Genomic DNA, 22,361 nt, shown 5'->3' on the forward strand with positions numbered 1-22,361 from the left:
CCGCTCCGTTGAGGCAGCGGGGGGTGCGGGGCACGAGACAGTCGCTACGCCGCCTTGTACGCCTCCTCCAGCTTCTTCACGGCCGCCGCGTACTTCCCGGTCAGCAGCAGATGGTCCGCGTCGGCGAACGGCTTGGACACCGCCGCCGTGATGTTCTGGCCCACCTTCGCCTGCACGATCAGCCGCGCCTTGGTGACGAGCGCCTTGCCGGTCTCCGCCGAGCGGGTCTTCGCCGCGGCGGCCTCCAGCGCCTTCAGAGCGGCCGTGCCGCCCGTCGGTGCCTTCGTCACGGTCGTCAGGCCCCAGCCGTACGGGAACTGCGGATCGTACGTCGCGTCGCCCACGCTGATCGGCAGCTGGGCCTCCGACTTCGGCCAGGTGACCGGGAGTTGACCGGTGAAGGACCGCTTGCCGTAGAGCACGTCGGCCACACCGTCGCCCTCCGTGCCGGGCAGCCAGGAGGCGACCACGGCGTCGATCTTCGGGAGCCGGTCGCCGATCAGCTGCGGGCGCCCGGAGACGATCAGCACCGCGCACTTCATCGCCGCGCACACCTTGTCCACGGCTGCCTGGTCGGCGGGGGTGAGGGTCAGGTCGTTGCCGTTGCCGACATCGCCCACGCCCTCGGCGTACGGAGTCTCGCCGACCACGACCACACCGACGTCATAACCACTCGTCGAGGCGGAGGCGTCCTTGGAGTACGTGACGTTCCCGCCGGCGTTCTTCATGCCCTGGAGGATCGTCGTGCCGGTGGTGTTCGTGCCGGACGCGCCCTGCCAGGTGATGGTCCAGCCGCCGGTCTGGTTGCCGAGGTCGTCGGCGTTCGAACCGGCGACGTAGACCTTCTGCGACTTCTTCAGCGGGAGGACGTTGTTCGCGTTCTTCAGCAGCACCTGCGACTCGGCCGCCGCCTGCCGGGCCACGGCCCGGTGCGAGGTCGAGCCGATCTTCGAGGCGTTGCTCGTGTCGGCGTACGGCTTCTCGAAGAGGCCGAGCTTGAACTTCTGGGTGAGGATGCGCGACACGGCGTCGTCGATCCGCTTCTCGGTGACGTGGCCGGCCTTCACCTCGGCGACGAGCGTCGAGCTGAAGTCCTTGTAGCTGTACGGGACCATCATCATGTCGACGCCCGCGTTGACCGAGGTGCTGACGTGGGACGCGTAGTCGCCGGGGAGCTGGTCGATGGCGTTCCAGTCACTGATGACGAAGCCGTCGAAGCCCATCCGCTTCTTGAGGACGCCGTTGATCATGTCGGCGCGGGCGTGCATCTTCACCGGTCCCAGACCGTCGCCGACGATGTCGAGCGAGGAGTAGGACGGCATGACCGTGCCGATACCCCGGTCCACGGCCGTCTGGTACGGCGCCAGGTGGATGGCTTCCAGCTGCTGGCGGGTGACGGTGGTGACACCCTGGTCGATCGTGTACGTGCCCGTCGTGGAGGAGCCGTACGCGGTGCCGCCGTCGCCGACGAAGTGCTTGGCGGTGGCCAGGACCTTGTCGTCGTCCTTCAAGTCCTTGCCGTTCGCGGCGCCTTGGAGACCCTGGATCATCGTCTCCATGGACTGCACGAGCGCCGGGTCCTCACCGAAGGACTCGTAGGAGCGGCCCCAGCGTTCGTCACGGGTGACGCAGAGGCAGGGCGCGAAGTCCCACGGGACGCCGGTCGAGCGGACCTCGCTGGCCGTCACCGCGCCTGTCTTCTCGGCGAGTTGGGGGTCGCGGGTCGCGCCGATGCCGATGTTGTGCGGCATGATCGTGGCGCCGGCCAGGTTGTTGTGGCCGTGCACCGCGTCGACGCCGTAGATCAGCGGGATCTGGAACCGCGTCGCCTGCGCCCGGAGTTGGAACGAGTCGATCATCTTCGCCCAAGCGGCCGCCGTGTTGGGCGTCGGGGTCGAGCCGCCGCCGGAGAGCAGCGAGCCGAGGTCGTAGGTGGCGACGTCGGCGCCGGTGCCCACACCGCCGCGTTCGGCCTGGGTCATCTGCCCGGCCTTCTCCTCCAGCGACATGCGCTTCACCAGGTCGGCGACGCGCTTCTTGATGGGCAACTTGCTGTCCAGGTACGGCAGTCCGTGCGCGTCGATGACGACCTGCGGGTTCTCGGCCGGGGCCTTGGCGCCGGTGACCGTGAGCTTCAGCGGGATCGTCTCGGCGTTCTCGCCGGACTTGTCCTTGAGCGTGCGGACCTTGACGGTCCGGGTGGCGCCGGACGCGGTGCCCGCCGGGAAGGTGAGCGTGCCGGAGACCGGGGTGTAGTCCTTGCCCGAGGTGGCGGTGCCGGCGTCGGACGCGTAGGCGACGGTCACCGGGTCGTCGAGCGGGACGGCGCCGGTGGTGGCGACGGTGACCTTGACCGAGGCCGTACCGCCCTCCTTGACCGGGTAGACGGCCGAGTCGGTGGTGACGGAGGCACGCAGCGACTGGTCGGCCTTGCCGTACAACTCGACGTCGTCCATGGCGAATTGACCGTGGATGCCGACCGGGAGGGTGACCGCGTAGCCCCACATCTGCGTGAGTCCGAGGACGTGGTCGATGCCGCCGACGGGCTGGTAGTCCGTGCGGTAGACGAAGTTCGTGAACGGGATCTCGATCTGCTTCCAGCCCGTGAAGTCGTCCGTGAAGGACGTCGTCCACAGCTCGGAGGCCTCGCCGTTCGCGCCGCCGTCCTTGATCTCGAAGTTGGTCGACTTGCCGGTGTTCTGGCCGTCCCACCAGAAGCGGATGCCCTGGTGCACCGACCAGTCGTGTCCTGGCTCGGTCGCGGCGTAGTCGTGGGTGAAGCCGCCGTAGCCGCTGATGTCGTACGTGCCGGTGAGTACCTTCGCGCCCTCGGGGGCGTCCGGTCTCGCGGTCAGGGCGAGTTGGGGCGGGTCGTCGGTGTCACCGCCCCAGGTGAAGATGCCCTCGGCGGGCTGGCTCGCGAAGGGCACCTCGCCCTCGAAGCGGTCGACGGGCGTGGGGGCTGGGTCGGCGGCGGCGGCCGCCTGGGAGACGGCGGCCGGTGACAGCAGCGCGGCGCACAGGGCGGTGGAAACGAGCAGGGCGGTTCTTGGCATGGACCTTCCCTCGGCTCTGGAGCTCTGGTTCACTCTGGGTTCGCACAGTTCACTCATGACTTAGATCACGCCGTGAGTTAACTAACGGCCCGCAGACCCGTCAAGACATCTCGTCAAGAAGGGCTAACGCATCCATGTCCAGGAGAACCCCCCGCACGGCCCGGCTGCTCGTCGCCGGACTGCTCTCCGTGGCCGGCTTCACCGCGGCCGTACCCCCCGCACACGCGGCCGGTGAACAGGTCACCGCCTGGCTCACCACCACCGACGACGCCGCCGGACGCCATGTCACGCGCGGCCTCCAGGCCCAGACGCCGTTCGCCTTCTCGCCCGGGACGGGCGGCAGCGGCGAGAACATCACCGTCGACGAGAACACCCGCTACCAGACCTTCACCGGGGGCGGCGCGTCCTTCACGGACACGGCGGCCTGGCTGATGAACAGCAGCGGCGCGCTGTCGACGGCGACCCGGAACGCGACCATGACCAAGCTTTTCTCACCCACGGACGGCATCGGCCTGTCGTTCCTGCGCAACCCGATGGGCGCCTCCGACCTGGCCCGCTACGGCTACTCGTACGACGACGTGGCGTCCGGCCAGACCGACCCGAACCTCAACTCCTTCTCGATCGCGCACGACCTCGCGGACGTCGTCCCGCTGACCAAGCAGGCGCTCTCACTCAACCCCTCTCTGACTGTCATGGCCTCGCCATGGACGGCACCGGCGTGGATGAAGGACAGCGGCTCGCTCAACGGCGGCTGGCTGAAGTCCGAGGACTACGGCGCCTACGCCAACTACTTCGTCAAGTACCTCCAGGCGTACAAGGACCAGGGCGTTCCGGTCTCGTACGTGACCGTCCAGAACGAGCCGACGTGCTGCTCCGGCTACCCGTCGATGAGCTGGAACGCGTCCGGGCTCGCCTACTTCACCAAGAGCGAGCTGCTGCCGAAGCTCAACGCGTCCGGCCTGACCACGAAGGTGCTGGCGCACGACTGGAACTGGGACGTGTACGACTCGTACGCGGCCTCGACCGTGGACGACGCGGCCGTCCGCTCGAACCCCAACTTCGGCGGGATCGCCTGGCACGGCTACGGCGGTGACATCGCCAAGCAGACCACCGTCCACAACCAGTACCCCACCCTCGACGCCTTCGGCACCGAGCACTCCGGCGGCACCTGGATCGCCAACCAGCAGCGCGAGGACATGAACAACATCATCGACTACACCCGCAACTGGGCGAAGTCGGTGACCAAGTGGTCCCTCGCCGTGGACCAGAACATGGGCCCGCACAACGGCGGTTGCGGCACCTGCACCGGGCTGATCACCGTGCACAACGGCGACGGCGCGAGCGGGACCGTCGACTACACCGTCGAGTACTACACGATGGGCCAGTTGACGAAGTTCGTACGGCCGGGCGCCCAGCGGATCGCGTCCACGGCGTCCACGAACGTGCCGAACGTGGCGTGGCGCAACCCGGACGGCTCGAAGGCGCTGATCGCGTACAACGACGCGTCCACGGCGAAGACGGTGACCATCAACTGGGGTGGCCAGCACGCGACTTACTCCCTCCCCGGCAAGACGTCCGCCACGTTCACCTGGGCGGGCACGCAGTCCGGCGGCGGCAGCCAGACCGGCGCGTTCGTCGGCCTCGCGAGCAAGTGCCTCGACGTGGCCGGTGGTTCGACCACCAACGGCACGGCCGTCCAGCTCTACGACTGCAACGGCTCGACCGCCCAGCAGTGGACCGTGGGCACCGACGGCACGGTCCGCTCCCTCGGCAAGTGCCTTGACGTGACGTCGGCTTCGACGGCCGACGGGGCGAAGGTGCAGTTGTACGACTGCAACGGAACCGCCGCGCAACAGTGGTCGTACGACTCCTCCACCGGTGATGTGGTGAACACGGCGGCCAACAAGTGCCTTGACGTGACGGGCAATTCGTCGACGAACGGGGCGAGGGCGCAGATCTGGACGTGCACGGGGGCTGCCAACCAGAAGTGGCACTTGCAGTAGGCGGGGCGGGTCGTGTCCCGCCCTCGACGGGGGGGCGGGACATGAGACGTGTCGTAGGGGCGGTCGTGGGTGTGGCGGCCGGGGTGGGGTTACTGAGCGCGTGCAGTCCCGCGCAACTCCCATTGGCGGCGGCCTGGTTGGGCACGGACGGACAGCCGGTCGTGCTGGTGAAGCCGTGCGGTCACGACCGCGCGGGGGACATCGACCTCGGCAGTTGGACCGAGGAGGAAATGGCCGACGTGGCGAGCGAGACAGCGGAGAGCGCAAGCGCGGAGAGCCCAAGCTTGGGCACCGGCTGGCGGACACCCCTGGTAGGGCCCCCACTGGAGCCCTTCGGCACGACGACGTTCCCGCTCTTCGAGCCGCCCCGCTCGTGGCGGACCGAGGCGACCGGGCCTCAGAAGCTGGCGCCCGGCCGCACCTATTCCCTGACGTTCAAGGTGTTCGAGGGCGGCGGCGTCCAGTACACCGGCGATCTCTACTTCACCGCGAAGGACCTCACGTCGCTGCACCCCGGCCAGGTCTGGGCCGACGACCGCGCGATGAGCCGGGACGACTTCGACGACCTCGTGGACGACTCGTGCTGACCCGGGCCCGGGGTGCGGCGGGGGTTGTGGGTGTGGTGGCGGGGTGTCTGCTGCTGAGTGGGTGCGGGGCGGAGATACTGCCGCTGGTCGCCGTGGAGCAGGACACGCGCGGGGGCTTCACGGCGGTGCTGCGGCCGTGCGGCGACGACCTGATCACGGGACTGTCGCTCTTCGGAACGCACGGCGATCCCGAACAGAACCTCTCGGGCTGGGACACGACGGTCGACCGGAGCGGGGCCGACGCACGGTTCCCGCTGTTCTCACCGCCGGCCGGCTGGCGCGCCGCACCCGTGGGGCCGCAGCGGGTGGTGCCGGGCTACACGTACGAACTCGCCTTCGGCAAGGCCGTACCCAACTACGAGTACACCGGCACCGTCACCTTCACCGCCAAGAACCTGTCCACGCTCAAGCCCGGCCAGGTCTGGGCCGACGGGAAGGCCATGAGCCTCGGCGAGTTCGAGAAGCTCGCCGAGGACTCCTGCTGAACCCGGGGACGCCTACTCGGCCGGCTCGACGCCCGCGCGCAGCAGGCCGTAGGTGTACGCGTCCGCCAGTGCCTGCCACGACGCGGCGATGACGTTCTCCGCGACGCCGACCGTCGACCACTCCGCCGAACCGTCCGACGTGGCGATCAGGACGCGGGTCGTGGAGGACGTGCCGTGCTTGCCCTCCAGGATGCGGACCTTGTAGTCGACGAGCTCCAGCTTGGCGAGCTGGGGGTAGATCTTCTCCAGGGCGACGCGCAGGGCGCTGTCGAGAGCGTGGACCGGGCCGTTGCCCTCGGCGGTGGCGACGATGCGCTCGCCCTTGGCGAAGAGCTTGACCGTGGCCTCGTTGGCGTGGGTGCCGTCGGGGCGGTCCTCGACGATCGCGCGCCAGGACTCGACCTCGAAGTAGGAGCGGGCCTTGCCCTCCGCCTCCTCGCGGAGCAACAGCTCGAAGCTCGCGTCGGCGGCCTCGTACGTGTAGCCCTTGAGCTCGCGCTCCTTCACGCGGTCCACGACCCGGCCGACCAGCTCGCGGTCGCCGCTGATGTCGACGCCGAGTTCCTTGCCCTTGAGCTCGATCGACGCGCGGCCCGCCATGTCGGAGACCAGCATCCGCATGGTGTTGCCGACCTGCTCGGGGTCGATGTGCTGGTACAGGTCCGGGTCGACCTTGATCGCGGAGGCGTGCAGTCCGGCCTTGTGCGCGAACGCCGAGACGCCCACGTACGGCTGGTGCGTGGACGGGGTGAGGTTCACGACCTCGGCGATGGCGTGCGAGATGCGGGTCATCTCGCGGAGCTTGCCGTCGGGGAGGACCTTCTTGCCGTACTTCAGCTCCAGGGCCGCGACGACGGGGAAGAGGTTGGCGTTGCCGACGCGCTCGCCGTAGCCGTTCGCCGTGCACTGGACGTGGGTCGCGCCCGCGTCGACGGCGGCGAGGGTGTTGGCGACCGCGCAGCCCGTGTCGTCCTGGGTGTGGATGCCGAGCCGGGCGCCGGTGTCGGCGAGGACCGTGGAGACGACGGCCTGGATCTGCGCCGGGAGCATGCCGCCGTTGGTGTCGCAGAGGATGACGACGGAGGCGCCGGCCTCGGCGGCGGACCGTACGACCGCTTTCGCGTACTCGGGGTTCGCGCGGTAGCCGTCGAAGAAGTGCTCACAGTCGACGAAGACGCGGCGGCCCTGGGCGACCAGGTGGGAGACGGTGTCGCCGACCATCGCGAGGTTCTCGTCGAGGGTGGTGCGCAGGGCCAGCTCGACATGCCGGTCGTGGGACTTGGCGACCAGGGTGATGACGTCGGCGCCGGAGTCCAGGAGCGCCTTGACCTGCGGGTCCTCGGCCGCCTTGGCGCCCGCGCGCCGGGTGGCGCCGAACGCGACCAGCTGGGCGTGCTTGAAGTCGATCTCCTGCCGGGCGCGGGCGAAGAACTCGGTGTCCCGCGGGTTGGCGCCGGGCCAGCCGCCCTCGATGAAGCCGACGCCGAAGTCGTCCAGGTGCCGAGCGATGGCCAGCTTGTCCGCGACGGTGAGGTTGATGCCCTCCCGCTGCGCGCCGTCACGCAGGGTCGTGTCGAAGACGTGGAACGAATCGTCGAGTTCGCTGGTTTCCGTCATGGTCTCTGGCTCCTGAGGATCTGAATCTCGGTCTGTACCGGAATGACCGGCTCCACCGTCCCTCAATGATCCCTCGCACTGTTTTCCCGGCTGAAGGTGGGCCAGAAAAGCGAAAAACCCCTCGCGGGTGCGAGAGGTCTGCGCGCGGGTCGAGTGACGACGGTGGCCGCCCGTACCTGGTCGTACGAGGCGGTCACTGCGGACCGGCGCGCCTGCTGCCAATAATCGTGGCGAACGAGAACACGGACGCAGTCTGGCACACCCGCGCCCGTGCTCACCGTCCGTCTCATGATGCGAACAGTCGGTTGATCAACTCGCCTGGCGTACGAACACGTCCGAGACGCCGTTGGTGTCGCCCGCCACCAGGTCCGGGGACGCCGACTCGAACGCCACGACCGTGCCGTCGTCGTTGACGGACGGGTGCAGGGCCGGGAGTTCGCTACGGCCGCCCCAGCGGTCGGCGCTCATCAACTGCCTCTTGCCGGTGGCGAGTTCGAGCAGGTACACGGAACCTCCCGAGGTGTACGCGACCCGCTTGCCGTCCCCGGAGAGCGAGGGCTCCGCGCCCTTGGCGACCCGGGTCGTGGTCCGGGCGTCGAGGTCACGGACGTAGACGTACCGGCCGTGCCGGAAGGCGACCTTGCGGCCGTCCTCGCTGATGGAGGGCGCCGATGCCTTGTCGGCGGCCTTCTCCAGGGTGCCGGTGTCCAGGTCGCGGACGTGGACGGCGCCGCCCTGCTCGAAGGCGATGTACCGGCCGTCGTAGCTGATGGACGGGTTGGCCGCCGCCTTGCCCGTGGGGGCGCTGACCACGTCGGTGGCACCGCCGTTGAACGTGAAGCGGTAGATCCGGGGCTGCGGCGCGGGGTCGGTGGGGGTGGCGGGCAGGGTGGCGGCGTAGGTGATCCACCGGCAGCCGGGTTCCACGGCGGGCTGTCCCATCCAGGTGAAGCGGACGCCCTGGTAGGAGGCGAGGCCGGTCAGCTTGCCGACCGAGCGGTTGCGGATGAAGACCTCCGGGGCGCCGTCGGTCGCGTGCGGGGCCACGTAGCCGACCATGCGGCCGCTGGTGCAGGGCGTGCCCTCGGACGAGGGTTGCTGGGTGGCGTCGTTGACCTGGGAGATGCCGCCGGGCGCGTTGACGAAGACGCTTCCGTCCGACGTGAAGGAGAGGTTGCGTCCGTCCGCCAGCACCGGGTCGTGGGACGCCGTGGTGCGCTGCTGCCCGTCCCGCGTGAGGCTGATCCGTTCGGTGACGTACGGCATCGGGGCCGGGTGGGTGGCGAGCTTCCCCGAGTAGACGAACACGTCCGACTCCCCGTTGGTGTCGTCCGGCACCAGGTACGACACCGCCGAACTGAACGCCACCGTACGGCCGTTCGCGGTCAGCGCGTCCGGTCCGTCCTGGCTGATCCACGGGAGGGCGGCGCCCTTCCGCCCCGTCCGCAGGTCACGCACCCGGGTGCCGTCCTCGCCCGAGACGACGGCGTACCGGCCGTCCGCCGTGGCCGCCCCGGGGCGCCCTTCGGCGACGCGCCGCGACTTTCCGGTGCGCAGGTCGCGGACGTAGAGGCCGCCCTCGGCGTAGAGGAGGACGCGGCGGCCGTCCCCGGTGACGCGGACCAGGTAGGCGGGGCCGAGACCCGCGTCGACCTGGGTGCGCTCGCCCGTCGTCCGGTCCTTGACGTAGACGTCGGCCGGGTCCGTCTCGGAGTCGGTGCTGATGCCGTACGCGACCCGCTTGCCGTCGCTGCTCACCGAGGCGCCGTTCTTGTCGCCCTCCTCGGCCGGTGAGACCAGTTCGTCGGCGCCGGTGGCCGTGTCGCGGACGTAGAGGAGCCGGGTGGCCGCCGGGCCGCCGCGGTTGCCGAGGGTGTACGCGACGTGCGTGCCGTCCGGGCTGAGCGACTCCACGCGGCCCAACTCGTTTGATCCGGGCGGGTTTTCGGGCCACAGCCTCGTCGCGCTGCCGGTGGTGCGGTCGTACAGGTATGGGGCCGTGAACCGGGTGCCGGCGGAGAACGCGACCCGGCTGCCGTCCGCGCTCAACACCGGTGCGCTGTACGCGTATCCGGGCCCGAGGTCGATCGCGGTCACCCCGCCGGTGGCCAGGTTCTTCACCCGCAGGCAGGAGAAGGAGCGTGCGCAGCCGAAGCTCGGCGCGGTCGACGTGAACGCGACGGACCGGCCGTCGGCACTGATCGCGGCCTCGGCGGACGACCCGTCGGCCTGGCTGCCGTCGGCGGCGGTGCTGACCCGCTGCGCACCGGGCGGCCGGTGCGGTGCCGCGTCGGCCGGGACGGCGGCGGCGCTCAGCGCGAGGAGCAGCGCGGCCCCCAAGGACATACCGGCGGTGCGTCTGGACATCACCATGGCTTCCCCCGAAACCTCGTCTTCCCCCGGTCCCGCACCGGGGACTCACAGGGATGCAAACGCACCGGGTTCCAGGGGGTCAATCGGCCTTATTGCGTACAACCGGGACGGAAGGTCAGGCGTCCGCGAGGAGCCCCTCGTCCAGGAACTCCCGTACGTGGCCGAGAACTTGCGCCCGGTCCGTGCCCCGCAGCCCGATCGCCACGTGGATGGAGAAACCGTCGAGGAGAGCGCGGAGCCGGGCCGCGAACCGGTCCGGGTCGACGGCCCGGAACTCCCCCCGCGACACACCCTCCGCGATCAGCGCGACCAGGTCGCGATGCCAGACGCCCTCGATCGCGGCCTGCCGGTCGCGGGCGTCGTCGTCGGCGTTCTGCGAGCGGTTCCAGACCTCCAGCCACAGGGTCCAGTGCGGATCGCGGTGCCCGTCCGGGACGTACAGGTCGACGTACGCGTCGACGCGCTCGCGGACCGTGCCTCCCGTACGGGTGAGCAGGCGTCCGCGCTCGGCGCCCAGCCTGCCCTCGCTCCACTCCAGGGCCTGGAGCAGCAGTTCGTCCTTGGAGTGGAAGTAGTAGAGGAGATGACCGCTGCTCATGCCGACCTCGCGGCCGAGCGCGGCCATGGTGAGCTGCTCCAGGCCACGTTCGGCGATCATGCGCATGGCTGCGGCGAGGAGGTCCTCGCGCGGCGGCGCGTTCTTCCGCGCACCGGCCATCGTCCAACTCCCTCGCGCTGGGTTCTTAGACCTTCGGCTGCTGTTGGGTGATGCAGTGGATGCCTCCACCGCCCGCGAAGATCGTACGGGCGTCCACCAGCGTGACCGTCCGCTCGGGGAAGAGGCGCCGGAAGATCCCGGCGGCGATCTCGTCCCGCGGGTCGTCGAAGGCGCAGAGCACGACCCCGCCGTTGCAGAGGTAGTGGTTGATGTAGGAGTAGTCGACCCAGTCGCCGTCCTCGTCCTTGAGGACGGTCGGGGCCGGGACCTCGACGACCTCCAGGCGACGGCCCTTCGCGTCGGTCGCGGCGCGGAGGAGAGCGAGGTACTCCTGCGAGCGGGCGTGGTCCGGGTGGGCCGGGTCGCGCTGGCTGTGGACCAGTACGGTGCCGGGCCGGGCGAAGGCCGCGACGATGTCGACATGGCCCTGGGTGCCGAAGACGCCGTAGTCGCCGGTGAGGCCGTGCGGGAGCCAGATCGCCTTGGTGGTGCCGAGCCTGGCGTGGATCTCCGCCTCGACCTGCTCGCGCGTCCGGCCGGGGTTGCGGCCGGCGCCGAGCTGGACCGTCTCGGTGAGCAGGACCGTGCCCTCGCCGTCGACGTGGATCGCGCCACCCTCGTTGACGAGCGTGCTGCCGAGTGCGGGGACCCCGGCCAGGTCGGCGACATGGCGGGCGATCTTGGAGTCGTGCTCCCAGCGGGCCCACTCCTGGGCGCCCCAGCCGTTGAACGTCCAGTCCACGGCCGCCAGTTGACGGCCGTCGGTGACGAACGTGGGGCCGATGTCCCGCATCCACGCGTCGTCCAGCTCACGCTCGACCAGGTCGACGTCCGGGCCGAGCAGCTCGCGCGCCGACTCGCCCTGCCCCGGCCCGTGCACCACCGTCACCGGTTCGAAGCGGCGCACGGCACGGGCCACGGACGCCCAGGCGGCACGGGCCTCCGCCAGCTCCTCGGCGTTGGAGAAGGTCGGGTTGGGCCCGGGCCAGGCCATCCAGGTGCGCTCGTGCGGGGCCCACTCGGGCGGCATACGGAAGCTCATCAGAAGTCCCAGGTCTCTTGGTGCTAGAGGAAGTAGAGGCGGTTGAGGGCGACCGAGTCGGCGGGCTCGGAGCGCAACGGTTCGCCATCGAGGGTGACCAGGCCGGTCCGCTGGTCCACATCGACCGCTCCGGTACGGGAGTTGAGCCGCAGGTCGGCGGGCCCGATCCCCCGGGTGCCGCGAACCGCCACGCGCCGACGCCGAGTTGGCATGGCGTCGCCGCCCTGGTCCAGGGCCGCCTGGGCGACGAACGCCACGGAGATGTCGGCGGGCGTCGAACCGTGCGCGCCGAACTGCGGTCCCAGGACGAGGGGTTCGCAGGTGTCGGTCGCCGCGTTGGGGTCGCCGACCACGCCGTAGGCCGGGAACCCGGACTTCAGCACCAGCTGCGGCTTCGCGCCGAAGTACTCGGGCCGCCACAGCACGATGTCCGCGAGCTTGCCGACCTCGATCGAGCCGACCTCGTGCGAGAGTCCGTGGGCGATCGCGGGGTTGATGGTCAGTTTGGCGATGTAGCGCAGGACGCGGTCGTTGTCGTGGTCCGTCTCCGGAACACCGTCGAGCGCGCCGAGTTCGGCCTTCATCTTCCCGGCCATCGCGAACGTACGGCGCACGGTCTCACCGGCCCGGCCCATGCCCTGCGCGTCGGACGAGGTGATGCCGATCGCGCCCAGGTCGTGCAGCACGTCCTCGGCGCCCATCGTCCCGGCGCGGATGCGGTCGCGGGCCATCGCGGCGTCGCCGGGCAGGTCGGTCTTCAGGTCGTGGACGGAGACGATCATGCCGTAGTGCTCGGCGACCGCGTCCCGGCCGAAGGGGAGGGTGGGGTTGGTGGAGGAGCCGATGACATTGGCAACTCCCGCCATTTTCAGGACGTTCGGCACGTGTCCGCCGCCGCAGCCCTCGATGTGGAAGGCGTGGATCGTCCGGCCGTCCAGGACACGCAGGGTGTCCTCCACCGACAGGCACTCGTTCAACCCGTCGCTGTGCAGGGCGACTTGGACGTCGTACTCCTCGGCGACCCGCAACGCGGTGTCCAGCGCGCGGGTGTGGGCGCCCATGTCCTCGTGCACCTTGAAGCCGCCGGCCCCGCCCTCGGCCAACGCCTCGATCAGCGGCGCGTCCGAGGACGACGAACCCCGGCCCAGGAAGCCGATGTTGACCGGCCAGGCGTCGAAGGCGTTGAAGGCGTGGCGCAGCGCCCAGGGCGAGTTGACGCCGACGCCCCAGACCGGGCCGAACTCCTGGCCGATGATCGTGGTCACCCCGGAGGCGAGCGAGGCCTCCATGATGCGGGGCGACAGCAGGTGCACGTGGGTGTCGACCGCGCCGGCGGTGGCGATGAGTCCCTCGCCGGAGACGATGGAGGTACCGGTGCCGACGACGACGTCCACGCCGTCGAGGGTGTCGGGGTTGCCGGCCCGCCCGATGGAACAGATCCGCCCCTCCCTGATCCCGATGGACACTTTCCGGATGCCCTGCACGGCGTCGATCACGACGACATTGCTGATCACGACGTCACAGGTCTCGCGCACGGCGGAGGCCTTGAGGTGCAGTCCGTCGCGGGCGGTCTTGCCGAACCCGGCGAGGAACTCGTCGCCGTAGCGCTGCGAATCGGACTCCACGCGGATGGTCAGCCCGGAGTCGCCGAGGCGGACCCGGTCGCCGGAGCGGGGGCCGTGGGTGGCGGCGTACTCGTACGGGTTCACAGCTCAACTCCCAGGTAGCCGCAGGCAGTTGCGCGCCGTAGCGCCTCCGCCTTCGTGCCCGGCGCGTCCAGCGGGCCGTCGACGAGGCCCGCGAAACCGATCGCGATCCGCTCGCCACCGATCGGCAGCAGGCCGACCTCGGCGCTCTCGCCCGGGCCGAAGCGGACGGACGATCCGGCGGGCACGGCGAGGCGCATGCCGTAGGCCTCGGCGCGGGGGAAGTCGAGGCGCGGGTTGGCCTCGAAGAAGTGGAAGTGGGAGGTCACGGAGACGGGGACGGTCGCGGTGTTGGTGACGGTGAGCCGCAGGACCGCCTCGGGTTCGGCGTGCTCGGGGCCGGGGAGGAGCGCGCCCGGGGCATCGGCCGCGAGTCCCCCGCCGATCGGATCCGAGACCACCGCGAGCCGCGAACCGTCGTCGAAGACGGCCTCGACATGCACCTCGGTGACGATGTCGGCGACGCCCGGCAGGACGTCGTCGGGGCCGAGGACGGAACGGGCGCGCTCGATGGCCTCGGCCAGCCGCCTCCCGTCCCGGGCGGCCTCGCACACCGTGTCCGCGATGAGCGCGGTGGCCTCCGGCACGTTGAGCCGCAGACCGCGCGCCTTGCGGGCGCGGGCCAGTTCGGCGGCCGAGAACAGCAGGAGCCGGTCGCGTTCCGTCGGGGTGAGCCTCATCCCGTATCCCTCCTTTAGAGCATCACTCTAAACCGTAAAACCCATCTCCGGAATGGTTGACGCGCGAGCACGACTCGGTTCACATTGAACGTCACTCTAAGAAAGAGGTGGCCCACCATGCCGATCGAACAACGCGGAGTCGACACCATCCCGGACGCGGAACGCACCAGCGGTCCGCGTGACCTGGTGTCGATCCTGCTCGGTTCCAACCTCTGTCTCGGCGTGATCATCTTCGGCTGGCTGCCGCCGTCGTTCGGCCTCGGCTGGTGGGCGTCGGTGAGCTCGATCGTGGCGGGCACGGTGATCGGAACGGTGTTCACGGCCCCGCTGGCCCTGGTCTCGCTGCGCACCGCCACCAACCTGTCGACGTCCTCCGGCGCCCAGTTCGGGGTGCGGGGCCGGCTGGTCGGCTCGGTCGTGGGACTCCTCCTCGCCCTCGGCTACACCGCACTGACCGTGTGGATCGGCGGCGATGTGATGGTGGGCGTGCTGGGGCGGCTGTTCGGGCTGCCGGCGGACGGGGCGTCGTACGCCGTCGTGTACGCGCTGCTCGCGGCGGCGACCGTGGCGGGCGCGGTGTACGGGTACCGGGTGCTGCTGGCCATGTCCCGCGTCCTGTCCATCGGCATGACGGCGCTGCTGGCCCTCGGCGTGGTCGCGTACGCCCCGCACTTCACGACCGACGCGCTGCCAGGGGCGGGCGGCTATCTGCTGGGCGGGTTCTGGCCGACGTGGTGTCTGGCGGCGGTGGCCGCGGGACTGTCCGGGCCGATCGCGTTCATCACCCTCCTCGGCGACTACACGCGCTACATCTCCCCGGCCCGCCACACCTCCCGCACGGTCCTGCACGCGACCTGGCTCGGCCTGATCGCCGGTCTCCTGGTGCCCCAGCTCTTCGGCACGTTCACGGCGTACGGGGCGCGGGCGGCCCTCGACTACGCGGGCCCGCTGGTGTCGGCGTCGCCCACCTGGTACCTGGTCCCGCTCCTGCTCGCCGCCTCGGCGGGGTCGGTCGGCAACGCGGGCCTGATGCTCTACTCGATGGGCCTCGACCTGGACGCGATCCTGCCCCGCGCCTCCCGCGCCCGCGCCACCTGCACGGTCGCGATCGTCGCCACGGCCTGTGTCTTCGTCGGTCACTACGCCTGGAACGCGCAGTCCGCGATGACGTCCTTCGTGCTCCTGCTGACGGCGATCGGCACACCGTGGGCGGTGATCACCCTGATCGGCTTCGTGCGGTGCGGCGGGATGTACGACGCGGATGCCTTGCAGGTGTTCAACCGCCGCGCCCGGGGCGGGATTTACTGGTTCCGGGCGGGCTGGAACGTCCCGGCGGTCATCTCCTGGGCGGTGGGCGCGGGCGTCGGACTGCTGGCCGTGTCGCTGCCGTCGTACGAGGGTCCGCTGCTGTCGCTCACGGGCGGGGTGGACTGCAGTTTCCTGCTGTCGGGGGCGGTCGGCGGGCTGGCGTTCGTCCTGTTGACGACGAAGGCCGCCACGGACAGCGAGTCCGCGACGGCCCCCGAGGTGACCAGTGGTGTCTAGCCGAGCCGGTGCATCCAGCCGTGCTTGTCCGGGCTGTCGCCGCGCTGGATGTCGAGGAGGGCGCCGCGCAGGCGGAGGGTGACCTCGCCGGGCTCGCCGTCGGACTGCTTCCACTCGGCGCCGGTGCGCTTGACCGTGCCGACCGGGGTGATGACCGCGGCCGTACCGCAGGCGAAGACCTCGGTCAGCGTGCCGTTCTCGGAGTCGCGCTGCCACTGGTCGACGGAGACGCGGCCCTCCTCGGGCTCGTAGCCGAGGTCGCGGGCGAGGGTGAGGAGGGAGTCGCGGGTGACGCCCTCCAGGATGGAGCCGGTGAGCGTGGGGGTGATGATCTTGTTGCCGTACACGAAGTACAGGTTCATGCCGCCGAGTTCCTCGACCCACTTGCGCTCGACCGCGTCGAGGTAGCAGACCTGGGCGCAGCCCTGCTCGGCGGCCTCGGCCTGGGCGAGGAGGGACGCGGCGTAGTTGCCGCCGGTCTTGGCGTCGCCCATGCCGCCGGGGACGGCGCGGACGTGATCCTCGGAGACCCAGATGGAGACGGGCTGCACGCCGCCGGGGAAGTAGGCGCCGGCCGGGGAGGCGATGACCAGGAAGAGGTACTCGTTGGCGGGCTTCACGCCCAGGCCGACCTCGGTCGCGATCATGAACGGGCGCAGGTACAGGGACTCCTCGCCGCCGTGCGCCGGGACCCAGTCGCGGTCCTGCTGGACCAGCACGTCACAGGCCTCGATGAACGTCTCGACCGGCAGCTCGGGCATGCCGAGGCGGCGGGCGGAGGTCTGGAAGCGGCGGGCGTTCTTCTCGGGGCGGAAGGTGGCGACGGAACCGTCGGCCTGCCGGTAGGCCTTGAGGCCCTCGAAGATCTCCTGCGCGTAGTGCAGGGTCATGTTCGCGGGGTCGAGGGAGAGCGGGCCGTACGGCACGAGCTGGCCGTCGTGCCAGCCGCGGCCCTCGGTCCACTTGATCGTCACCATGTGGTCGGTGAAGTGGCGGCCGAACCCGGGGTTCGTCAGAATCGCGTCGCGCTCGGCGGCGGAAAGTGGCGAGGCCGAGGGCTTGAGCTCGATCGTGGGCGTCGTCATGAGTGGTTGTCCTTCACCGGTTGTGTGTGACGGGCCGCGCTCACGCCCTCGACTGCCAGTGGCCAGTGTTAGGACGTCCGAGCATTGCCTCATTCCGCGGCTCCGCGTTCGATTATCGCGCGGGGAGGACCGTGGACGAAAACGGCGTGAATGCGACCCAGGGATGATGGTGGCACCCGGCGGGGACGTAAGAAAAGCCGCCGGGTGCGGTTGCGACCCGGCGGCTTCGAAATACTGCGTGAGTTTTTCGAGTGGCGGCGGGGTCAGCCGGCTACTCGTACGGTCAACGCGTCGCCGATTTCCGACGTGCTGCGCGCGGGCTTGCCGGTGCGGTCCGCGAGGTCGGCGGAGACGGCGTCCTCGATGCGGACGGCCTCGGTCTCGTAGCCGAGGTGGCGCAGCAGGAGGGCGACGGACAGGACCGTGGCGGTGGGGTCGGCCTTGCCCTGGCCCGCGATGTCGGGCGCGGAGCCGTGCACGGGCTCGAACATCGAGGGGAACTCGCCGGACGGGTTGATGTTCCCGCTCGCGGCGACGCCGATGCCGCCGGAGACGGCCGCGGCGAGGTCGGTGATGATGTCGCCGAAGAGGTTGTCGGTGACGATCACGTCGAAGCGGGCCGGGTCGGTGACGAGGTAGATCGTCGCCGCGTCGACGTGGATGTAGTCGGTGGTGACCTCGGGGAACTCGGCCGCGACCTTGTTGAAGACGTTCGTCCACAGGTGGCCCGCGAAGGTCAGCACGTTGTTCTTGTGGACCAGCGTGAGCTTCTTGCGGGGGCGGGCCTGGGCGCGGGAGAAGGCGTCGCGGACGACGCGCTCGACACCGAAGGCCGTGTTGACGGAGACCTCGGTGGCGACCTCGTGCTCGGTGCCCTTGCGGATGGTGCCGCCGTTGCCGGTGTACGGGCCCTCGGTGCCCTCGCGGACCACGACGAAGTCGATCTCCGGCTCACCGGCGAGGGGGGTCGCCACTCCCGGGAGCAGCTTGCTCGGCCGCAGGTTCACGTGGTGGTCGAAGGCGAAGCGCAGCTTGAGCAGGAAGCCCCGCTCCAGCACACCGGACGGGACCGAGGGGTCACCGATCGCGCCCAGCAGGATCGCGTCGTGCGGCTTCAGCGCGGCCAGGTCGGCGTCGGTGAGGGTCTCACCGGTGGCGTGGTAGCGCCGGGCGCCGAAGTCGAACTCCTTGGTCTCCAGCTTCACATCCTGCGGAAGGACGGCGGAGAGGACTTTCAGACCTTCGGCCACGACTTCCTGACCGATGCCGTCACCGGGGATCACTGCGAGATCGATGCTGCGAGACATGCCCGCCACCGTACTCCGCGTCCCATGGGATGACACCGGGTGTCCATGATGCGGACGCCTCTCGGGGTGCGGTGTCGGCCGTTCGACGGACGTTCACCCTTACGCATGGCCCCCGTTGGACTTCTGGGGGAGCTTCATCGACATGACTGTGCTTATCGGGGGGACACCCCCCGAACCCCCCGTACCTGACGTCGGCATCCCGGAACACCTCGCGGTCCGGATGAGCATGGCCGAGCAGTACGAGTACCTGCGCACCAAGCTGACCAGGCGCCGCACCCTCGTGACGGCGGGCGCGGTGGCAGGCGGCCTGCTGACGGGGTGCGCCGGCAAGGGCGGCACCACCGACGGCAAGGCGGCACTCCCCTCCCCCGCCACGTCGAAGGTGCCCGGCGCCGTCGTCACCCCCTTCGGCCGCCATCTCGCCTTCGGCGCCGACCCGAAGACGGAGATGCGGATCTCCTGGCAGGTCCCGTTCGCGGTCAGGAAGCCGTACGTGCGCGTCGGGACGCGGCCGGACGACCTGAGCCGCCGGATCACCGCCGAGGTACGCGACCTGCACACCCCCGGGCTGACCGGCGTCCGCCCCGCGGTCGAGCAGTACTACGTCCACGCGGCCCTGGACGGCCTCCGCCCCGGCACGACGTACTACTACGGCGTCGGCCACGAGGGCTACGACCCGGCGGCACCGGCACACCGCCCGACGATCGGCTCGTTCCGTACGGCGCCGGCGAACCCGGAGAAGTTCGTGTTCACGGCCTTCGGCGACCAGGGCGTGAGCAACGCGGCCGCCGCCAACGACCACGTCATCCTGCGCGAGGACCCCGCCTTCCACCTCCACGCCGGTGACATCTGCTACGCGGACACCAACGGCCAGGGCAAGACGACGGACGGCTACGACCCGACGTACTGGAACCTGTTCCTCAAGCAGAACGAGCCCGTCTCCCGGTCCGTCCCGTGGATGGTGACGACCGGCAACCACGACATGGAGGCCTGGTACTCCCCCGACGGCTACGGCGGCCAGCTCGCCCGCTGGTCCCTCCCGGAGAACGGCTTCGACCCAACGCACGCGCCGGGCGTGTACTCCTTCGTCTACGGCAACGTCGGCGTCGTGGCGCTCGACGCGAACGACGTGTCGTACGAGATCACCGCCAACCTCGGTTACACGGACGGGAAGCAGACGAAGTGGCTGGACGGCCGGCTGCGTGAGCTGCGGGCGACGGAGGGGGTCGACTTCGTCGTGGTCTTCTTCCACCACTGCGCGTACTCGACCTCCTCGCACGCCTCGGACGGCGGGGTGCGGGCCGAGTGGCTGCCGCTGTTCGCGCGGCACGAGGTGGACCTGGTGATCAACGGCCACAACCACGTCTACGAGCGCACCGACGCGATCAGGGACAACGCGGTCGGCCGGGCGGTACCGATCGGCGCGTCCACCGATCCGACGAAGGACGGGATCGTCTACGTCACGGCGGGCGGCGGCGGGCGCGATCTGTACGGCTTCCCGGCGGGCGTCAAGGAGAGCTACGAGGGGCACGTCACGCGGCACGGGACGGTCGACACCATGCAGTGGGGCGAGGGCCAGCACACGAAGGCGGAGACGGTGGAGTGGTCGCGGGTGCGCTACCGGGGCTTCTCGCTGCTGTCGATCGAGGCGGAGAGCGGCAGTACGCCCCGGCTCAAGGTCTCGGCGCTGGACGGGGACGGCAAGCGCATCGACCACTTCGAGGTGCGGCGCGGTCACTGAGACCGCGCCGCACCCCGTGCGGGCGCGGCTCCCGGCTAATGGGTGGTGTTACTCCGGCTCAGTGGCCGGTCTCTCCGCCGTTGTCCCGGCGGTCGAGGGCGCGCTGGAGGGCGGCGGCGGCGTTCTTGCGCTCGGACTCGCTCGTGCGGGACACGTGGCGGACTCGGCGGCGGGCGGTCGTCTCGGCCATGGGGAACCGACTCCTTCGATAATTCCTGGAGTACTGAAGGGGGTTACGAGACGCCGGAAGAGGCGGGGAGCGACGGACCGCAGGGGTTGCCTGCGCGGTGTCCGGCTCACGACCGCCATTCGCTTGGTCTAGCGAGACGTTCGGCTCCTACAAAGCTAGGACAGGACCGCGCATCTGTCTCCACAATTACTCGGACTTCCTACTATCTGAGACGGTGAAACGAGTCACACGCGGCTGACCTGCGGTTTCCTTCCGGCCCGCAGCTCGCGGACCAGCGCCCTGACGACCGCCGTCGCCGCCAGCTCGGGAGTGGTCACATAGCCGACCTTCCGCGTCGGCCGCCGCACCCCGAGATCGGTGACCTCGACCGAGGGCGGCGCCCCGGTGAGGGAGAGCCTGGGCATGATGGCCATGCCGAACCCGCTGCCCACCATGGAGAGCACCGCCCCGTCGTCCTCGGCGCGCACCGTCGCCGCCGGGATCCAGTCCTGCGCGGCCCACCAGGCGCGTGTGTACGAGGAGCAGTTCTCGGCCCAGTCGACCAGCGGCAGCGAGCGCGGCGCCGGGTGACCGGCCGGGTGCACCAGCGCGTACGGCTCTTCCAGGAGTACGTCGCCCACCAGGCCCGGCGGGACCGGCGAACCGGTGCCGACGGTCGCGATACCGAGGTCGGCACGCCCCTCGGCCACCTCGCCGGCGGTGCCGGGCCCGATCTCGCGGACCACCCGCACGGTCGGCTCGATCCCGGGGTGGGAGACGGCGAGGCGCGCCAGTACCGGCGGCAGCAGATGCAGGGCCGCGCTCCGGAAGGCGGCGATGCGCAGCGGCCCGCCGACCACGGCCGTCTGGACGCCCCGCGTCTCGGCGACCATCACCTCCAGCATCCGCAGCACACGGCGTGCGTGCGCGACGGCCCGCGCACCGGCGGGCGTGGGCCGGGCACCGTACCGCCCGCGCTCGAACAGCACGACGCCCAGCTTCCGTTCGATGCCGCGCACCGCGTGCGAGACGGCGGACTGGGTGCTCCCGAGCCGGGCACCGGCGGCCGAGAAGCCGCCCTCGTCGGCGACCGCCACCAGGGTCCTGAGCTCCTGCGGCGCAAGATCGACAGACTGCACTCCGGGTCTCCCACCTGCTGCTATGAGGACGATTCATGGACCGACCCGTTCCATGAGCGCAACCGTCTCCCCGACCCCCGCATTCCTGCCTACGGTCCCGTCCCATGACCAAGACCGACATCGCGCTCACCGTGCACCAGACGTCCCGCCCGACCGGCTTCCCCACCCCCGCCCATTTCCGCTTCGTGGAGTCACCTGTCCCGGAGCCGGCCCCGGGCACCGCCCTGGTCGAGAACCTCTACTGGTCCGTCGACCCCTACCACCGCGAAATGATGGACGGCGACTTCGAGTTGAACGCGCCGCTGGAGGGCCGCGCCCTCGGCCGGATCGTCGCCTCCCGCGACCCGGCGCTGCCCGAGGGCGAGATCGTCTTCCACCGCTCGGGCTGGCGCACGCACTCGGTCCTGCGGCCCGAGGAGGTCCGCCGGCTCCCCCACCACGACGGGGTTCCCCTGTCCGCCTACCTGAGCGTGCTCGGGGGCACCGGTCTGACGGCGTACGTCGGCCTCACCCGGATCGCTCGACTCCGCGAGGGCGACGACGTGTTCGTGTCCGCGGCTGCGGGCGGAGTCGGCACGGCGACCGGACGCTTCGCGAAGCTGCTGGGGGCGGGCCGGCTGATCGGCAGCGCCGGCTCGGCGGAGAAGGTCAAGTACCTGACGGAGTACGTGGGTTACGACGCGGCCTTCGACTACCGCACTGCCCCTGTGGCCGAACTCCTCGCCGAGGCGGCCCCCGACGGCATCGACCTGTTCGTCGACAACGTCGGAGGCGACCATCTCGGCGCCGCCGTGGGCGCGTTGCGCGAACGCGGGCGCGTGGTGCGCATCGGCACGGTCGGCCAGTACAACACCCCGGACGCGCCGCCCGTGCTCTTCGACCACGCCGATGTCGTGGAGAAGAGCCTGCGCATCGAGGGCTTCCTGGTACGCGACTACCGGGACGTACAGGAGGAGTTGTACGAGTTCGCCGTACCGCGTCTGCGCGCCGGGACGCTGGCCCTGGACGAGACGGTGGTGGACGGCTTCGAGCTGATCGTGGAGGCGTTCCTGTCGATGCTGCGGGGCGGGAACACGGGCAAGATCCTTGTACGGGCGACAGCGTGACG

General features: G+C 70.3%; 17 protein-coding genes. 6 read left to right on the top strand and 11 right to left on the bottom strand.

Going from position 1 to position 22,361, the window contains the following annotated elements; genetic code table 11:
• Window positions 1–44: 44 nt before the first annotated feature.
• The gene (locus OG714_RS16435; protein WP_406121718.1) at window positions 45–3,056 is read right to left on the bottom strand and encodes a glycoside hydrolase family 3 protein; all 3,012 of its coding nucleotides are present in this window, start codon (window positions 3,054–3,056) and stop codon (window positions 45–47) included.
• A gap of 134 nt (window positions 3,057–3,190) precedes the next feature.
• Between OG714_RS16435 and OG714_RS16440 the strand changes: the two genes are divergently transcribed.
• Genes OG714_RS16440 through OG714_RS16450 form a run of 3 tightly spaced genes read left to right on the top strand, consistent with a single transcriptional unit; the run spans window position 3,191 to window position 6,131 of the window.
• The gene (locus OG714_RS16440) at window positions 3,191–5,059 is read left to right on the top strand and encodes a ricin-type beta-trefoil lectin domain protein (RefSeq protein WP_406121720.1); all 1,869 of its coding nucleotides are present in this window, start codon (window positions 3,191–3,193) and stop codon (window positions 5,057–5,059) included.
• 41 nt (window positions 5,060–5,100) lie between these two features.
• Entirely contained in the window at window positions 5,101–5,646 is a 546-nt protein-coding gene (locus OG714_RS16445; RefSeq protein ID WP_406121722.1) for a hypothetical protein, read from the top strand.
• Window positions 5,640–6,131, top strand: coding sequence for a hypothetical protein (locus tag OG714_RS16450; protein ID WP_406121724.1), 492 nt, complete (start codon window positions 5,640–5,642; stop codon window positions 6,129–6,131). Before OG714_RS16445 ends, OG714_RS16450 begins: the two co-directional genes overlap by 7 nt.
• A 12-nt stretch (window positions 6,132–6,143) precedes the next feature.
• Here the strand turns inward: OG714_RS16450 and cimA are convergent, their stop codons facing one another.
• The 6 genes from cimA to ureA form a co-directional block, all read right to left on the bottom strand.
• Window positions 6,144–7,748, bottom strand: a complete 1,605-nt coding sequence (gene cimA / locus OG714_RS16455) for a citramalate synthase (protein WP_406121726.1) — start codon at window positions 7,746–7,748, stop codon at window positions 6,144–6,146.
• A 309-nt stretch (window positions 7,749–8,057) separates the two neighbouring features.
• On the bottom strand, window positions 8,058–10,115 hold the full coding sequence (locus tag OG714_RS16460; protein WP_406121728.1) for a hypothetical protein: 2,058 nt from the start codon (window positions 10,113–10,115) through the stop codon (window positions 8,058–8,060).
• 121 nt (window positions 10,116–10,236) lie between these two features.
• Complete coding sequence (locus tag OG714_RS16465) at window positions 10,237–10,839, bottom strand: TetR/AcrR family transcriptional regulator (RefSeq protein WP_406121729.1); 603 nt, start codon at window positions 10,837–10,839, stop codon at window positions 10,237–10,239.
• 25 nt (window positions 10,840–10,864) lie between these two features.
• Window positions 10,865–11,881 (bottom strand): agmatine/peptidylarginine deiminase, encoded by a 1,017-nt coding sequence (locus OG714_RS16470; RefSeq protein WP_406121731.1) that lies wholly within the window; start codon window positions 11,879–11,881, stop codon window positions 10,865–10,867.
• 23 nt (window positions 11,882–11,904) lie between these two features.
• Complete coding sequence (locus OG714_RS16475; RefSeq protein WP_406121733.1) at window positions 11,905–13,590, bottom strand: urease subunit alpha; 1,686 nt, start codon at window positions 13,588–13,590, stop codon at window positions 11,905–11,907.
• Window positions 13,587–14,267, bottom strand: a complete 681-nt coding sequence (gene ureA / locus OG714_RS16480) for an urease subunit gamma (RefSeq protein ID WP_406121735.1) — start codon at window positions 14,265–14,267, stop codon at window positions 13,587–13,589. The genes OG714_RS16475 and ureA overlap by 4 nt, the downstream gene beginning before the upstream one ends.
• A gap of 117 nt (window positions 14,268–14,384) precedes the next feature.
• Between ureA and OG714_RS16485 the strand changes: the two genes are divergently transcribed.
• Window positions 14,385–15,812, top strand: a complete 1,428-nt coding sequence (locus OG714_RS16485) for a cytosine permease (protein WP_406121737.1) — start codon at window positions 14,385–14,387, stop codon at window positions 15,810–15,812.
• Here the strand turns inward: OG714_RS16485 and OG714_RS16490 are convergent.
• Window positions 15,809–16,897: a branched-chain amino acid aminotransferase gene (locus OG714_RS16490; protein ID WP_406121739.1), complete on the bottom strand. Its 1,089-nt coding sequence runs from the start codon at window positions 16,895–16,897 to the stop codon at window positions 15,809–15,811. The two genes, OG714_RS16485 and OG714_RS16490, sit on opposite strands and share 4 nt — an antisense overlap.
• Before the next feature lie 263 nt (window positions 16,898–17,160).
• Window positions 17,161–18,204 (bottom strand): 3-isopropylmalate dehydrogenase, encoded by a 1,044-nt coding sequence (locus OG714_RS16495; RefSeq protein WP_406121741.1) that lies wholly within the window; start codon window positions 18,202–18,204, stop codon window positions 17,161–17,163.
• A gap of 142 nt (window positions 18,205–18,346) precedes the next feature.
• Here OG714_RS16495 and OG714_RS16500 point away from each other — a divergent pair, with 142 nt between their 5' ends.
• Window positions 18,347–19,945, top strand: coding sequence for a purple acid phosphatase family protein (locus OG714_RS16500; RefSeq protein ID WP_406121743.1), 1,599 nt, complete (start codon window positions 18,347–18,349; stop codon window positions 19,943–19,945).
• A 58-nt stretch (window positions 19,946–20,003) separates the two neighbouring features.
• Here the strand turns inward: OG714_RS16500 and OG714_RS16505 are convergent, their stop codons facing one another.
• Together OG714_RS16505 and OG714_RS16510 are read right to left on the bottom strand one after the other, a co-directional pair.
• On the bottom strand, window positions 20,004–20,135 hold the full coding sequence (locus tag OG714_RS16505) for a hypothetical protein (RefSeq protein WP_366362211.1): 132 nt from the start codon (window positions 20,133–20,135) through the stop codon (window positions 20,004–20,006).
• A gap of 224 nt (window positions 20,136–20,359) precedes the next feature.
• Window positions 20,360–21,253, bottom strand: coding sequence for a LysR family transcriptional regulator (locus OG714_RS16510; protein ID WP_406121745.1), 894 nt, complete (start codon window positions 21,251–21,253; stop codon window positions 20,360–20,362).
• A 104-nt stretch (window positions 21,254–21,357) separates the two neighbouring features.
• Here OG714_RS16510 and OG714_RS16515 point away from each other — a divergent pair, with 104 nt between their 5' ends.
• Complete coding sequence (locus OG714_RS16515; RefSeq protein WP_406121747.1) at window positions 21,358–22,359, top strand: NADP-dependent oxidoreductase; 1,002 nt, start codon at window positions 21,358–21,360, stop codon at window positions 22,357–22,359.
• The last annotated feature ends 2 nt before the right edge of the window (window positions 22,360–22,361 follow it).

The organism is Streptomyces sp. NBC_00989, from assembly GCF_045162655.1.
In the GTDB taxonomy this organism is placed as follows: domain Bacteria; phylum Actinomycetota; class Actinomycetes; order Streptomycetales; family Streptomycetaceae; genus Streptomyces.